The sequence below is a fragment of the Devosia sp. A449 genome (assembly GCF_054489375.1).
This window is the reverse complement of record NZ_JBTMWU010000002.1, coordinates 666776-680877: the sequence shown is the minus strand read 5'-3', so window position 1 is coordinate 680877 and position 14102 is coordinate 666776. Positions and strand designations below refer to the sequence as shown.

The following is a 14102-nucleotide window of genomic DNA, read 5'->3' as shown; positions in this document are numbered from 1 at the left end:
AGCCTCGATGCCATCCTCGCCCACCACAACAACACCCCCCGAAAATGCCTCGGCTTCCGTACCCCCGCCGAGGCCTTCATCCCGTTGCACTTCAAATGTGAATCCACACCCGGCTCAAGGCCGGGACGACACCGAGTTTGTGAGAACATCGGAATTTTACCACATCCCCCAAAACGCAAAACGGCGAACCAGTGAACTGGTTCGCCGAATTGGGTTTGCAAGACGCTAGGTCGGGAGGGCGGCAAGCCGCCCTGCCCGATTGCAAAACTTAGAAGTGGTAGAACACACCGACGGTGGCCTTGGCACCTTCAAAGAAGGCGTCCGAAGTGCCGTCGAAGTCGCCCTGGCCAACGAGCTCAGCGCGAACGCTGACCGCATCGGTCACAGCCAGTTCAACACCGCCACCGAGCTGGTAGACGCCGGTGTTCGAACCAGTGCGGTTGTTCGTGCCGATACCACCGATGGCATAGACGAGAACCGAATCGGTAACAACGGCACCAGCACGCAGGTTGGCGAAGAATTCGCCGGTGCTGAATGCGCTGTTCCAGATGTAGTCACCGGTGACTTCAGCGCCGATCAGGAACGGATCGACGGGGATGAAGTTCACGCCGACGGCAGCGCCCAGAACACCCGAGGTGCTGCTGATCGGATAGCCGGTGTAGCCCGGAGCAACCGAGTCACCAACAAACTGGCCGCCAACGCGGACGCCTGCATAGAGACCTTCCCAGTTGAAGCCAGCAGCTTCGTAGATCGGCTGCGGGGTGGTCGGGATGATCAGATCGGCGGCCTGAGCACCACCAGCGAGCAGCGCGGCAGCAGCCACACCGAGAGAAAGCGAACGTACAAACATATCTTGCACTCCCATAGAGTTAACCGTAGTCGACCGACTAGATGCATCAGCTCAACGCGCGTGACAACCCTTTGGTCGCCCAAATTCAGCAATGCAGCTAATGCTAAATGACCATTATGGGGCAGGTGTTGCGCCAATGTCGCGCAATTGGCCCAATTTGATACAAATTGGACGGAACTTGCGTCCCGATGGGGCGTCAAGGTGTCGCCATCTGGGCAATGGGTGAGTCTCGCCGTCAAGCTGCCGGCAGCCGTCCCACGCAACGAAAATGGCCCCGCCGAGGCGGGGCCATGAGAATCGCAGGCGGTTTTGAGTCGCCTTAGAAGTGAAAGTTCGCGCCCACCGTGAACTGATCCTTGGCGCTGCCGCCATTCAGTGGAAAACCATGCAGATATTGCGCTTCGACCGAAATGCTGTCGGTCACGGCGAATTCGACGCCACCGCCGAGCAGCACGTCCTGTTCATCGGGCGGGCCCAGATCAATGCCATAGCCACCGGCGGCATAGACCAGCACGTCATCGCTGACCACGAGACCGGCGCGGCCCAGGATCTGGCCATAACTGGTGTCGCCGACGCTGCCGCCGGTCAGCCCATGCACCGCCACTTCGGCGCCCAATAGATAGAAGTCGAATTGCGCGTTCACGCCGGCCTGCACGCCGAGTCCATATTGGGTGCCGCCGACGGCGCTGTTCTGCGCGCCACCATAGACGCCGGCATAAAAGCCGGACCAGTCGAATCCCGATTGTTCATAGATCGGCATTTCGGCGGGGGTGCTGGTGGGTACGGTGATCATGTCTGCGGCCATCGCTGTGCCGATCGACAGGGTCGTAGCGAGCGCCGCAAGCGCCATCGTCTTGAACAGGTTCATCGCTGCCCTCCCGCTGCTGGACCTTTGGACGAGAAACGCGGCTTTCGCGGTCCAGTTCCGTCCGAGGTCATTGGGGCGCTCCCATCGCGACTCACTGGAAGCACCCGGAAACGCCAAGTTTCACATTTGGCTGGAGCTTGTCGGCGAAAAGCCGCCCCTCAGGCGGCAAGAATAGGGCAGCAACAATACGTGGCCGAACAGCCACAAAGCCTGCCGGCCTAGAGCGTACCGACCAGCACCGGTTCGTCGCGGTAGGCGTCGGGGAACAGCGCCTTGAGCGCCGCGACCTTGGGCAGGTCATTGACCACGATATAAGGCCAGGTCGGATTGAGGGTCAGAAAATCCTGGTGGTACTGCTCGGCTGGATAGAATGCCTGCAGCGGTTCGATGGTGGTGACGATCGGACCGATGAACAGCCCGGTCGCATCGAGCTGGGCAATATAGGCCTTCGCCGTCGCCGCTTGCTCATCACTGGCCGGGAAAATGGTCGAACGATATTGCGTTCCGTGATCGGGGCCCTGGTAGTTGAGCTGGGTGGGATTATGCGCCACCGAGAAATAGATCTGCAGCAGCTCGCCATAGCTGACTACAGCCGGATCATAGGTGACCTCCACCGCCTCGGCATGGCCGGTGGTGCCGCTGCCGGTCTGCTCATAGGTCGCCGTCTCCGCCGCGCCGCCGGAATAGCCCGACACCGCATTGGTGACCCCCACTACATGCTGGAACACCCCCTGCACGCCCCAGAAGCAGCCCCCCGCAAAGACGGCGGTCGCCGTAGCGCCAGATTCGGTGAGATCCGTCGCTGACGGCGGAATCACCACCGGCGCTTCCTGCGCCCTGCCCGGCTGGCTCCAACTCCCGAACGCCACCAGCACGACCAGCAGGCCGAACAGATGAGCTGGCCGAAAATTCATCCGACGAATGGCAATGCTGCGCGCTGTCATTTTGGCGGCTCCGGAACGAGCGATAGGGATCGTCACTATGCGCTCGCCGCCACACCAGCACAGCCGCCTCACGCGGAAATGACCAATGGCAAGAAAACCGCAAGAAAACCACCAGCATGCTGCCAGAAAACTGCCAGCGTGCTGCAGGAAAGCTTGGGATTTGGAAAAGGGTAAAAACGCGGGCCCTGCCCAGCGCCACCATTCCATATCCCTAGTAAATTCAAGGGGGAAGGTGGCGCGAGAGACGGGGCTCGAACCCGCGACCTCCGGCGTGACAGGCCGGCGCTCTAACCAACTGAGCTACTCCCGCAGCGGCAAACTCAACTCGTTTGCGCAACGTGTGGTCCGTTTACCGACCCCCTCTGAGCAAGTCAAGCGAGCTTCGCAGGATCGGCAGCAGAATTTCAAAAAAAGCGGATTGGGCTGTGGAAAAGCCCTATCGCTACAGTTGGTAATGCGCGTTTTTTGATGTGACGGTTCAAAACCGCCCGCACACCGCCAATGGCCGTTCAGCGCATCTGGCTGACGGAACGTCACCATCGATATGGGAAATGGGAAAATGGTGGGCGATGACGAACTGCCAGACGCGTTGTCTTACAATGGGTTAGAACGCCAAAGCAACGGGAAAACGCCCGTTTGAGCCCATTGATTCCTATAGGCTTTTTCGCGAATGTTCTAATCGCCCTATATATAAAGACATGGGCCATCCTGCCAAAATCGAAAAAAGCCCCGGCGTTTCCACCGGGGCCGTACAGATCGAAATCTATCCTGCGCTCAGATCAGCCTGGCCCTTTGCCGCCGCTGCTGATCCAAGCCCAGAAGGCGCTCATGAAGATCGCGTCGACACTGGGGAGCCGCTGATCAACTCGCCTTGATACTTGCGGGGTCCACCCGTAACCGGCCTCAGTTTGCCAGCGCTGCGGCGTTCAACGTGAGGGCCACGATGACTCCCTCATTTGACCAATTAGTGGATATCGCCCCCCCAAGTTGGCCGGTGACGCTTCGCATCAGAAGCTTGCTGCCATATCCGTGGTCACCTGACGGGGGTTCCACGGAGGGGCCACCGCGTTCGGTCCAGGCCAGGCTTACCCTGTCCCTGTCGAGCGACCCGGATATGTCCAGTGTCCCCGTTTCCACGGACAAGGCGCCGTATTTCAGCGAGTTAGTCGCCAGCTCATGGATGACCAAGGCCAAGGTAGTGGCTGCCTGTTCGCCGATGCCCATTCGCGGCACAGCAACGCGGATGCGTCCGCTAAAGGCTTCGGTGTCGTCATACGGGGCTAGCAGGACCGATATCAGATCGCCGAGCAGCGCAGCATCGCCCTGGTGCCCAGGCAGAGGACGAACGAGGTCGTGAGCTCGTCCGAGCGCCCCCAAGCGAGCCGTGAGCTCCTTTGCCATTTCTGGGGCTGTCGTCGTAGACCGGGAGGTGAGGTTGGTCAGGCCGGTGGCGATGGCCAAGAGGTTCTTGACCCGATGGCTCATTTCCCCCGCCAAGAGTTCATGCCCTTCCTCGGCCTGCTTGCGACCCGTTACGTCGAGGAAGACACCGCCCATGCGGCCTTGAAACATCCCCTCGTCGCTCCCAAGGCCCCGGGCCGAAATCCACCGAACCTTTTCCTCGAGCAGGATGCGGAAGTCGATTTCGTATGCGCCCGAGATAGCCCGGGTCGCTTCGAAAGCCGCCCGGACCCGATCTCGGTCTGCCGGATGTATCTTGGCGGACAGAGTTTCGAAATCGACCTCAGGTGCGGGGGTAACCCCCCACAGCGAGAACCCAAGATCGTCCATGGCGAACGAGCCTGTTTCGACGGTCCAGGACCACAGGGCTACGCCTGCCGCATTGAGCGACCGGCGTAAATTCTTCAGATCCCACAACGGTTGAGCATCGTCGTTGATTGGCATGGCCTGTTCCTAAAAAACGATGAGGTGTTGGTCTCAAGCAAACCGCACCGTACATCACATTGGAGAGCGGCAACCCAGCAGACGGCTTTCAACTTTCCCGTGTCAATCGCTGGATAAGATCGCCAATGACTTCGGTGCTATAGGGCTTTCCGACGAATACCCCGTCCTGCGGAAGGTCAGTTTTCTCCACGTCCCGGTGGCCTGATGTCACAATGATTTCGATCGGCGGCCACGCCGACTTCACCAATTCGGCCAGATCCAGACCGTCCTTGTCGCCGGGCATATCCACATCGGTGAACAAGCATTCGAAGCGACGACCACTCTTGAAAATCTCGATTGCCTCGCCCGCATTCGCAGCCTCCATCACCTCAAATCCATAATGGGTGAGATCGTCTACCGTGGCCATTCGAAGCAAGGCTTCGTCCTCGACGACGAGTACGGTGATTTTATTTGGCATGCTTACCTCATGGACCGCCTGCGATCCGGGCAAGCGGGGACATAACGTTGGGTTCGCGGTGGGCGTTGCCTAAATTCTACAAAACCTTGGGCAGTTCGTCCCATCTGGTCGTGTACCGTGGCGACCGCATCTCGAACTTGGTCGTGAACGCCTGCTCAGGAACTCTTTCCGGGAAACCTCGTTTGCATGACGAGGCGCAGCGCGCGTCAACCGGACGTGGTGGCATAGGGAACAGTTTGGTTTTTCCGGTTTCCCATACTGGCCAACGAAGTGGCAGCCGAGCCCTTATCCCACCCGCGCAGCGCCTCTGCTTGCTGTTTGGGCCCGACCCCCGCCCCGGGAACCCTGACGTGCCCCGTTCGTTGTCTTTTCACAACTGCAACAGGAGATTCCGATGGATTGGAACCGTGTCGAAGGTAACTGGAAGCAGATGACGGGCAAGATCAAAGCGCAGTGGGGTAAACTCACCGACGACGATCTAGCCCAGATCAATGGCAACCGTGAGCAGCTCGAAGGCAAAATCCAGGAGCGCTACGGCAAGGCCAAGGACGAGGTGCGCAAGGACATCGATGACTGGTATGGCCGGCAGCGCTGGTAGCCTCAAACGATGAAGCGAAGGCCCCATATCAGTGGGGCCTTTGTCACGGTCCCAGCGAATTTAACGGTATCCGACGCCCATCACATAGTCCCGCATCATCGATTCTTCATTGACCGACTGACTGAGCAGCGCCTGCAGCATGTCGCGGGCATTGAGAACTCCTATTGGCGCATCGGCGGCGTCAACTACCGGAATATTTTTCAAACCCCGAGCATTCATGTCAAGCCACAGGGTTTCCAACACGTCCCCTGCCCTGCATAACAAGACATCTCGCGTCATCGCCAATCCCAACGGCGTTGTACAGCCAGCGCCCTGACATTGCCCAATCTGCTTCACCACATCAGTCTTCGTAACGACCCCGACAAGGCGTCCGGCCTCACCGTAAACGACCAATAGATCAACGCCAGAACCCAGCAGTTGCGCGGCCTCCAGCAACGGAGCATTCTTCGATATGGTGACGAGGCGCTCACGCGCTGCAGGCAAAATTGTTTCGACAAACATATGCGCCTCTAGTCGCTTGAGAAGACACAGTTCGGCGCTTGGTACTCGCCAAGAGGTCCATGAAACCTGAAGCTTCACGGACCTCCCGCGCGTTTAGACTAGCGTGGGTTAGGCACGGTCATCGACATAGACGATGACCGATCCATCGGCATTGCTCTTCACGGCAACAACGTCGTCCGCGCTATGCCCTTCGGCTTCGAGCTTGGCTTTGATGGCCGCATTCGCTTCGATGTTGGAGTGCAGCGTCGTCATAGCCTCGGCATTGGCAGACAACGCCTCATCGAGTGCGGCAGCCTCCGTATCGGCATTGCCCTGTAGCGAAGACAGCAGAATGATGGTGATGCTGGCTTCATCGGCCACAGCGGACAGATCGACATCGGCCGAACCAGCAATCGATGACATCACCGAGCCGTAAGTTTCGTCGGCCACGCCACCGGCATTGGATTTTGCATTGGCATCGACACCAACCTGAGCGTCGACGGCCGGAGTTTCGACGGTTACCCCCGCTCCGGCACCAGCATCCTGGGCGAAGGCAGGAAGAGCGATCGACGCGAGAAAGGCGGCGGCCGTCGTTAGGATCAGTGCGTTCTTCATTTTCATCTCCGTAGTGGTTTGCCCCCACTAGCGGCTGAAGAACGACCCGAGCCCCCGATGGTTGCGAATTAGTATCGGGGGGCGTTCACATAACTGCCTTGACTTAAGTAGAAATGTATATACATTGTTGATATCTTTTTCGTGTGAACCATTTTGTGAGCGAGCCATGTCAGACAAGCCCAAGAAGGTGAAACTCAACAAGAAAGATAGCCAATTGCTGATCCGTATCAGCACTCTTGAGCGCGATCAGTTCGTGCAGTTATGCGAACAGCTGGATACCAGCGCCGCTCGCGAGATCAGGCAGTTCATTCGTGGGTTCATCAAGCAGAACACACCCACTAAAAGCCATACAAGCAAGGTCGAAGAAAGCCAAAGCAGCTGAGAAGAACGTAGTTTCCATCAAGCAGCAGATCAAGAAGCGTGAAGCCAAGGTCGAGAACCACGAAAAGAAGATCAAGGCGCTGAAAAAGGCCGTCAAGAAGGCCGCATAAGGTTAGAACAAGGCCGCCAGCTGGCGGCCTTGCCAATTCGTACACTACCAGTCGACATCTATAACCCTTTCCAGGCGTTCAGCCCCGCGGTGACCAGCCAGATCACCGCGCCAAAAACGGCCGCAATGACCAGCCAGCCGATCTTGCCGGCGAGGCCATTCACCGCCCGGCGGAACGCCCGCAGGAACATGAAGTCCCTGCGGGCCTCGTCCTGCTGCTCGGCAGCGTCGACGCGGAGCCCGGCGTCAGCCAGAACGTCCGTCATGATCGACCTCAGTTGAGCCATCTGCTCGGGTGTGAAGCTCTTGCTACCGTCAACAAGCGCTGTCAGAACGCGGGACTGCTGCGCTCGGTCCCGCTCCAGCAGCTCGATCCGCCTGGTGTTGGTCATTCGGCCACGGCCGAGGGCGTTGAGATCGTCTATATCGGCCATGGCACTCGCCTGGATCGAGAGAAGATCGAGCGGCCGGGGCCGCCCGGGGTTATCGGGAGGTCAGGCGGTCCCAGAGCGTGCGCGGTGCAGGCGCCAACCTGGCGACAGCCTCCGCCTCCTTCGAGCCGGTGGGCGTCAGGGGCAGCTTCTTGCCTTCGACGGTGACGACCTGGGGGCGCACGGTGGCGCGATAGGACTGCCACTGGGACCATAGATACATGGCGAAGCCGGCATAGGCCGAGATGGAGTATCCGCCGCCCTGCCCCTGCAGAACTGCCACGATGAGCGCCTGGTGCTCCGGCGGCAGCATAAGGAATAAAGGCGCAAGCCCGGCAGTAAACGCCACAAGCTCCTGCAACCGGCGCCAGAGCCAGCCCAGCAGCACATTCTGCGCGATGGCGAGGAAGATCGAAGTCAGCATGGTGATGCGCCTCCTTAGCGCGTGGCGTGTCCCATTTTTCTGCATCATCTGATGCTGGGATTTGGGACAGCGAGTTAAAAGCGGACAAAGAAAAAGGCCGCTGCGAGGACGGCCAGGGTGGCAACGGCGACGATGATGGGGACTGCCCTGCCCCGCTCGGGCTTTTCGGCCGCCGGCGGCTCGGGCGTAGGCTTGGGGATGGCAATGCCGGTGCTGCCCTTGGCCCGCCAGGCATCGAGGGCGACCGCAGCCCACTGCTTCCGGCTGGGATAGTGCTTCACCCCTGCCCGCAGGAACGCCCGCTCGAAGGCTTCGACCTTGGCGTCGAGCCCCTTGGCGGCAACCAGCTTGCCAATGGCAGCCTTCTCGCTGCCCTCGAGGCCTTTGAGTTCCAGGAACAGATAGGCGTAGTTGGCCTCGTCGCTAGCCGGGTCTTTTCCGGTGCGAGCGCAATAGGCCTCAAAGGCGCGTCGGCGCGGCCCGGTCCACTGCGCCCAGCCATAACCGCCCTTGGAGCCGGGAACGGTCGGCTTGATCTCTTGCAGGATGGTCAGCCCGGCGCTCTCATGCCCGAGGTTGCCGAGGATCGCGGCAGCATCCACCGGCGTGATGGGAAAGTCCCGAATGAGCTGCGCCATGATGGCAGGCGATTTCGCGCGGAACACCTGTTCCGCGTTGAGTTTGGCCATGACAGCCTCCTGTTGATGTTACGAATTCGACGTACTCCCCAATTGGGGGATGCGGATGAGGCCGAGCGGCGCTATTAGCGAGGCGCTTGGGGGATTATTATGCGCGTACTTCAACGACTTGAATTTGGTTTGATCGCAATAGCGGTCTGCCTGGCTGCCTATTGGTTTGTGATGCAATGACAGACCAAGCTATGCCCGATGACGGTGCCGCTGAGGCCGCGGCAGAAAAGCCGTTCGATCCATGGGAGGAAAAATTTAGCTCCCACTATCGCCCGTCCAGCTCTGACAGAGCCAAAGAAGAAGCGCCGCCCGCCCTCGATCAAGCCGCTGCCTAGATGCAGTTGCAGGTCTTCATTGCACAGCATGAAGATCGCCAGCAGCGGCAACTGCTATTGCTGCCACATGAGAACGGCGCCGAGGCAATCCCGCAGCAATTGCAACATTTGAACTGGCGTCATCTGGCCGTAACGACGCTGGCCGATAGGTTACTTGTGACAGCGGGGCCGATTATTGAGGCCGAGATCGGCAGCAACGGATATGCGCTGCTCAGCCTTACGACGTGACGGGATGCAGTATGCGAGTGAACGTGTTTGTTGCGGCCAATGACAGGAAGACACCGCACGAATTGCTAGTGCTGCCCTGGGGGCCGCTGGGAGGCATTCCGGACCACCTTCAGCACTTGGATTGGCGCAACCTCGCCACGACCATGACCGATGACAAACTGCTGGGTAATGAGGCCGAGAGGATTAAGGCGGAGATCGCCAGCAAGGGGTACGCCATAGTTCGGGCAACCGAATGATGGCCTCCTATGGGGGTGAAGGAACGAACCGTTTGCAGAAGGTGCAGAACGGCTCCTGCTGCGCAGGAGAGTGAGTTTGGCAGAGTGTGGTCGGGTCACTCCCCAAAGCGTGACCAAAGGCCGCCTGCCAATTAACCGGTGCCGCCCCTATCTGGGACAGGTAGCAGCACATCTGTCCGCAAACAGCGTGCGCTACAGGGGCCGAGCGTTGAGCGTCTGAACTCCGCCGGCCCCACCCCTATTGTGGATGCTGAGCAAACAAAAGGGCTCGAAGCGGCTGTGAATCGACGGTGTTTCGATATCGATTTGTTGCGAATGGCCGGCTAGTCTTTCGCTGCGCATGCCGTAGTCGCGCACCGACCTACATGGTCAACGCCTGTGCCTGCCGATGGCACAGGCGTTTCCTATTGATGGAACTTAGGCGGACGCTCGCCGTTTTGCCGAAAGCGCAGATCAGTCCTCTACTGCGCAGGGGGAGCGATCTTGGCCGAGGGATTGCCCAGGTCGCTCCCTCACCTGATGCGACCAAAGGTCTGCTCGTAATCTGCCAGAATGTTGCCATGTATGGCCGGTAGCCGCGCACCCTCCCGATACGCGGTTACGGGGGCCGAGCGTCGAGCACACCAGCTCCGCCGGCCTCACCCCTTCCTATGAAAAAACCACAGAGGCGGGCCGATACGACCAAAGGCTTACTGCCTTTTACTCAGAACGGACCTCATCCTGCAGTGCGCAGTCCTGCGAACTGTCTAGGAATGGTTCTGATGGCAGAGAGGGTCGTGGGACTGCGCAATCGGCTTGGATCGCGGCCGGGACTCGGCCTATGCAGCCGGCATGACTATTGAAGAACTGACGCCCGAAGCCATTGCCTTGCTCAAGAGCGTGGTGAACAATCCCCATCCCATCGAGGACAGCCCCTCGCTACAGCTGCTGATGGCAGGCCGGCTAGTGATGGGCTCGCCAAATAAAGTCGTCATAACCGGCATGGGCGAACGCATGCTGGCTGCCGCAGCGCGACAAGAACCCATCGTCTAGCTGGCTGCGTAGCGCCACAGGTTATCCAGTTCGATCTCGCTCATGCCGATGGCTTCGCGAGCGGCCTCTACCAGTGGATGATCGCGCTCGAAGTATTTGGCGAAGTCCAGTTTCGCGGACGCTGCAGCCCAGGCCACCGGGCTGTAGTTCGGGCTCTCTGGTTCGTTGAGGCTGGCCACCCAGGCGCGGACATCATCCTCACAGCCGGCCACCCGCAGGCCGAACCAGAACTGGTCGGGCTCTAGGTGGGGGAATTGGGCTAGTCGGGCTGCGGCAGCCGCCTCGGCGGCCTTCTGCGCCGCAGTGACGATGATGGACGGATCAGGGCTCCACATTGTCGGTATCCTTTGGTGCGGGATCGGCAGGGATCGCAATAGGTCCGTCCTCGGTAACGGTGATGGGTTCGGGGAACGCCACGGCTGGCGATGGGTTTGGCCCATGCGGCAGGATCAGCGTCAGGTGGATTTCGCCATCGATGCGCTGGACCGGCCCTATGATCCAGATGGATGGCACCGCGCCCGACGGGATAACGTCGCCATCCTGCAACCCACTGAAGTCAAACAGATCGCCATTGATCGAGAGGACGTCCCCGCTATTCGCGAGGACGAGGGGTGCTGGATTGTACTGCGGTTCAAAGGTGATCTTCATCGTCAAGCTGCTTGTCCTAATGAAAAAAGTGCAATTTGTTCGGAGGTGGTTGAACCCGCCGTCTCAACCTTGAAATCCCAAGAGTTACCTGCGGTTCGCAGAGAGTGACTGGCCATTGCGGTGAAGGTGGTCCCGCTCGACACGCCGATCAACGTTGCGCCGCCGAAACACAAGCCGCCAACGAAGCTGGCGGGCATTGCAAATGCCTGGGACGTAGTGATGGTCAAATTCACATTCACGAAACGCAGACAAAGTAAGAGGCCGCTCGGCAGTTGAAAATATGTGCCGTTAGCTGTCGTCGCGGTAACGAGATCAAGGCGTTTCCAGACTCCCCAAGTCCCCCCAACAAACGTACGAATATAGATACCACCACCGATCTGCTGAGCAATCTGCGTTGCCGCAGATGTATTTGACGCGCGCGAAGTGTAGCCGTGAAAGTCCGCTCCGGACGCGGGCGCTCCGGTGCTCGACGCGCCGCAAAAGAAAAAGCCGTGCGGCGCAGTATTGAGGTTCGTTAACTGTGTCGAATTACCGAGCCCGAACGAACCTGCTGTCAGTACTCGCCCTGCTGTCGCGTCTGTCAGGCTGGATTGCAGCACCAGACTCAGCGTCGCTCGCATCGTGGCAAAGTCAGGATCGTTGGCCAGTTCGCGCATGGCTGCAGTCAGCCCGAACGTCGCCGCCGTCCCCGCCCCAGTGAGCATGACGCCCTTATCGCCGTCTGCGCCGTCGAGACCGGCCATGGCGATCAGGTTCTTGGCAGCAAAGGCTTCAGCCGTTCCTGCGCCCGTCAGCTTGATGAGCTTGTCGCCGCCGGCGCCATCGAGAGCAGCAAGCGCCGGAATGATGCCGCTGCGCAGTTCGTTGAGCAGCTGCACGAAGGTGTCCGAGAACACCCCCTCTTCATTGCGCGCATGGTATTCGAACGCCTGAAACGCCGTGGTGGTGCTGCCCCAGATCACCGAGCCAGTCGCCACTGTGTCGCTGGTCGGATCGGCTGCAAGCTGCATGGAGCCGACGCCGGGGATCGAGATGGTGCTGCCGGCCCGATAGCTCTTGAACAGGGTGCCCGTGCCGTTGATGGTGGCTGACCCGCTGTTGAAGCGAACTGCCCCGGCATTGTTGGGAAAGAAGATGCTCATAGGTGCCGAACCTTCATGGCTTGATGTAGCCGGGCGTGATGATCACGGTCACGCGCCAGAGAGATGAATAGTTGGGAGGTAACGGTTAGCTGCGGCGGCCGAAGCGGCCCTGTACCGTAATGGCGTAGGTCGAGCCGTAGTTGGTTGGATCGGAGTAAGGAGCCTCGCTTGACCCGCCGTTGCGCATTTTAGTGTACGTTCCAACAACACTATCAATGAACGGATTAGAGGTGGTCCAATTATCGGTGATGCCAGTTGCAGTAAATCCGGCATGAGCCGTATGCACATACTTCCCTGCACCTGACGGAACGGAGTTCTCTCCGCCAAGACTATTTCCGCCTTCGATGAAATTTCCCCAAGTGACAAAATTCCCGGAAATCGGGCCGCATGATTGCTGCATATCGACAATCAAATTGCCGCCCGAAATGTAAACGGAAAGCGACCTGCAAAAGCCCCTCACCTGTTCAAGCAGGATGGAGCCCGTCAATTGAACAAATTCGTTCTGCGTAACCCTCGGCACGAGGGCTTCATTTGCCCATGAGTGTGTCGGTGATACTGTTCTGTTGAGCCGAACCCGCCCAATGAAAGTATCTGCGCCAGCAGGAACCGGCCCAAGAACAATGCTATTCGTCCATTCTTGCGGCCGCGCCCCAACGCATGACGCATTATTGAATAGGTAATTCCATTTTGACGCGCTGTAGAGAATGTTCCATTGGAGCATGTAGATTTCGCCCTTTGGAACATCCGGGAATACCGCGTTGGCAGCAAACGTCTGCTCGCTGGTGAGGAACTGCACCAACGAATTGCCGGTGGTCAGGACGGTTCGACCATCCTTCCGCACCACAATCTGACCGCTTTCGATTCCGAACGATCCGCTCATTAGGGCACCCGAACCTGAATTGCCGGGCCGCCCGTAAAGGACCCGTTGTAAGCCGCTGACGGTCCGAATATCCAACCACTAGTCTGGAGGGAGCCACTAAAAGCAAACGCAGCGGCGGCAGGGACGATATCGGTAATGGTCCCATCAGCGTCAACGAGCCTGGGCGCGCCGTTCTTAAGGTCTATCGTGCGTCCTTGAGCAAATCCGTATGGAGTTCCATTGGAGCCAATTTGCAGGTATCGCCGGCTAGAATTGAACTTACCCCTCCCCAATGACACCTCTTCACTGGTCGGGTCGTAGTCAATGAGGACGTTGCCGGATGGGGCGGGTGGGCGCCGGAATACAAGTACTGTGTACGTTTTGGAAATTGCCGGAATGGCATTGGATGTGCGCCCCGAGCGTTCCTCTAGGATGATTTGGGTTGTGGTGGCCCGCGCGCTCAGATACCGAGCCCTGCCATCCCCGAGGTACTGTACGGGCCACCCTGGGAACATCGCGTCCCCGTCAACCACAACCATGAAATCAGGAACGTACCCCAGACCATGAGTGGCTAGTACATGGGACGTTATGGTCGTGTCGTAGGTGATCTGCCCCCCGTCAACCGAAAACCCGCCAGATGGCGTCACGGCGGCAATGGAGGCGTGATTGATCGTGGTGTTAACCGGATCAAATGCGGTCTCCATATAGTCCAGATCGGAATGGAAATAGAGCTTGTCGAGATGCGCGCTGGGGTTGTTCAGCGGGGCATTGCGCGGTGAGTTTGGGTTATCAACCGCGCCGGATGTGCCGTTCTCGTCATAGATCGCGCAGCGCCCGGTTATCGGGTCTGTCATAAAAATAATTGCCATGG

Annotated in this window: 21 protein-coding genes and 1 tRNA gene; 5 read left to right on the top strand and 17 right to left on the bottom strand. The window is 59.0% G+C overall.

Annotated elements, in window-relative coordinates:
* Positions 1-268: 268 nt before the first annotated feature.
* The 7 genes from ACX3OW_RS09255 to ACX3OW_RS09225 all read right to left on the bottom strand — a co-directional run bounded on the left by ACX3OW_RS09255 (position 269) and on the right by ACX3OW_RS09225 (position 5250).
* Entirely contained in the window at positions 269-850 is a 582-nt protein-coding gene (locus ACX3OW_RS09255; protein ID WP_459095457.1) for an outer membrane protein, read from the bottom strand.
* 319 nt (positions 851-1169) lie between these two features.
* Positions 1170-1718 (bottom strand): outer membrane protein, encoded by a 549-nt coding sequence (locus ACX3OW_RS09250; protein WP_459095456.1) that lies wholly within the window; start codon positions 1716-1718, stop codon positions 1170-1172.
* A gap of 218 nt (positions 1719-1936) precedes the next feature.
* Positions 1937-2662 (bottom strand): peptide-methionine (S)-S-oxide reductase MsrA, encoded by a 726-nt coding sequence (msrA, locus tag ACX3OW_RS09245; protein ID WP_459095455.1) that lies wholly within the window; start codon positions 2660-2662, stop codon positions 1937-1939.
* 233 nt (positions 2663-2895) lie between these two features.
* Positions 2896-2972, bottom strand: a tRNA-Asp gene (locus ACX3OW_RS09240).
* 593 nt (positions 2973-3565) lie between these two features.
* On the bottom strand, positions 3566-4567 hold the full coding sequence (locus ACX3OW_RS09235; RefSeq protein WP_459095454.1) for a sensor histidine kinase: 1002 nt from the start codon (positions 4565-4567) through the stop codon (positions 3566-3568).
* Positions 4568-4655: 88 nt separating this feature from the next.
* The gene (locus ACX3OW_RS09230) at positions 4656-5024 is read right to left on the bottom strand and encodes a response regulator (protein WP_459095453.1); all 369 of its coding nucleotides are present in this window, start codon (positions 5022-5024) and stop codon (positions 4656-4658) included.
* Positions 5025-5100: 76 nt separating this feature from the next.
* Positions 5101-5250 carry a DUF4113 domain-containing protein gene (locus ACX3OW_RS09225; RefSeq protein ID WP_459095452.1) on the bottom strand — a complete coding sequence of 50 codons (150 nt, stop codon included), beginning with the start codon at positions 5248-5250 and terminating at the stop codon, positions 5101-5103.
* Between the two features lie 168 nt (positions 5251-5418).
* On the opposite strand from ACX3OW_RS09225, the gene ACX3OW_RS09220 reads away from it, so the two are divergent.
* The gene (locus ACX3OW_RS09220) at positions 5419-5622 is read left to right on the top strand and encodes a CsbD family protein (protein ID WP_459095451.1); all 204 of its coding nucleotides are present in this window, start codon (positions 5419-5421) and stop codon (positions 5620-5622) included.
* A gap of 60 nt (positions 5623-5682) precedes the next feature.
* Here the strand turns inward: ACX3OW_RS09220 and ACX3OW_RS09215 are convergent, their stop codons facing one another.
* Both ACX3OW_RS09215 and ACX3OW_RS09210 read right to left on the bottom strand, forming a co-directional pair.
* Positions 5683-6123, bottom strand: a complete 441-nt coding sequence (locus ACX3OW_RS09215) for a CBS domain-containing protein (RefSeq protein ID WP_459095450.1) — start codon at positions 6121-6123, stop codon at positions 5683-5685.
* A 108-nt stretch (positions 6124-6231) separates the two neighbouring features.
* Positions 6232-6717, bottom strand: coding sequence for a hypothetical protein (locus ACX3OW_RS09210; RefSeq protein WP_459095449.1), 486 nt, complete (start codon positions 6715-6717; stop codon positions 6232-6234).
* Between the two features lie 166 nt (positions 6718-6883).
* Between ACX3OW_RS09210 and ACX3OW_RS09205 the strand changes: the two genes are divergently transcribed.
* Positions 6884-7099, top strand: a complete 216-nt coding sequence (locus ACX3OW_RS09205; RefSeq protein ID WP_459095448.1) for a hypothetical protein — start codon at positions 6884-6886, stop codon at positions 7097-7099.
* 167 nt (positions 7100-7266) lie between these two features.
* Here ACX3OW_RS09205 and ACX3OW_RS09200 read toward each other — a convergent pair whose 3' ends face one another.
* The 3 genes from ACX3OW_RS09200 to ACX3OW_RS09190 all read right to left on the bottom strand — a co-directional run bounded on the left by ACX3OW_RS09200 (position 7267) and on the right by ACX3OW_RS09190 (position 8751).
* Positions 7267-7641 carry a hypothetical protein gene (locus ACX3OW_RS09200; protein ID WP_459095447.1) on the bottom strand — a complete coding sequence of 125 codons (375 nt, stop codon included), beginning with the start codon at positions 7639-7641 and terminating at the stop codon, positions 7267-7269.
* Positions 7642-7690: 49 nt separating this feature from the next.
* Positions 7691-8062, bottom strand: coding sequence for a hypothetical protein (locus ACX3OW_RS09195; RefSeq protein WP_459095446.1), 372 nt, complete (start codon positions 8060-8062; stop codon positions 7691-7693).
* A gap of 74 nt (positions 8063-8136) precedes the next feature.
* Positions 8137-8751, bottom strand: coding sequence for a phage tail tip lysozyme (locus ACX3OW_RS09190; protein ID WP_459095445.1), 615 nt, complete (start codon positions 8749-8751; stop codon positions 8137-8139).
* A 335-nt stretch (positions 8752-9086) separates the two neighbouring features.
* Between ACX3OW_RS09190 and ACX3OW_RS09185 the strand changes: the two genes are divergently transcribed.
* The 3 genes from ACX3OW_RS09185 to ACX3OW_RS09175 all read left to right on the top strand — a co-directional run bounded on the left by ACX3OW_RS09185 (position 9087) and on the right by ACX3OW_RS09175 (position 10582).
* Entirely contained in the window at positions 9087-9314 is a 228-nt protein-coding gene (locus tag ACX3OW_RS09185; RefSeq protein ID WP_459095444.1) for a hypothetical protein, read from the top strand.
* Between the two features lie 17 nt (positions 9315-9331).
* The gene (locus ACX3OW_RS09180; RefSeq protein ID WP_459095443.1) at positions 9332-9550 is read left to right on the top strand and encodes a hypothetical protein; all 219 of its coding nucleotides are present in this window, start codon (positions 9332-9334) and stop codon (positions 9548-9550) included.
* An 831-nt stretch (positions 9551-10381) separates the two neighbouring features.
* Complete coding sequence (locus ACX3OW_RS09175; RefSeq protein WP_459095442.1) at positions 10382-10582, top strand: hypothetical protein; 201 nt, start codon at positions 10382-10384, stop codon at positions 10580-10582.
* Here the strand turns inward: ACX3OW_RS09175 and ACX3OW_RS09170 are convergent.
* The 5 genes from ACX3OW_RS09170 to ACX3OW_RS09150 all read right to left on the bottom strand — a co-directional run bounded on the left by ACX3OW_RS09170 (position 10579) and on the right by ACX3OW_RS09150 (position 14100).
* Positions 10579-10917 (bottom strand): hypothetical protein, encoded by a 339-nt coding sequence (locus ACX3OW_RS09170; RefSeq protein ID WP_459095441.1) that lies wholly within the window; start codon positions 10915-10917, stop codon positions 10579-10581. The two genes, ACX3OW_RS09175 and ACX3OW_RS09170, sit on opposite strands and share 4 nt — an antisense overlap.
* Positions 10904-11230, bottom strand: coding sequence for a hypothetical protein (locus ACX3OW_RS09165; RefSeq protein ID WP_459095485.1), 327 nt, complete (start codon positions 11228-11230; stop codon positions 10904-10906). Before ACX3OW_RS09165 ends, ACX3OW_RS09170 begins: the two co-directional genes overlap by 14 nt.
* A 2-nt stretch (positions 11231-11232) precedes the next feature.
* Positions 11233-12372, bottom strand: a complete 1140-nt coding sequence (locus ACX3OW_RS09160; RefSeq protein WP_459095440.1) for a pyocin knob domain-containing protein — start codon at positions 12370-12372, stop codon at positions 11233-11235.
* Between the two features lie 85 nt (positions 12373-12457).
* Entirely contained in the window at positions 12458-13252 is a 795-nt protein-coding gene (locus ACX3OW_RS09155; RefSeq protein ID WP_459095439.1) for a hypothetical protein, read from the bottom strand.
* Positions 13252-14100 (bottom strand): hypothetical protein, encoded by an 849-nt coding sequence (locus ACX3OW_RS09150; RefSeq protein ID WP_459095438.1) that lies wholly within the window; start codon positions 14098-14100, stop codon positions 13252-13254. The genes ACX3OW_RS09155 and ACX3OW_RS09150 overlap by 1 nt, the downstream gene beginning before the upstream one ends.
* Between the last annotated feature and the right edge of the window lie 2 nt (positions 14101-14102).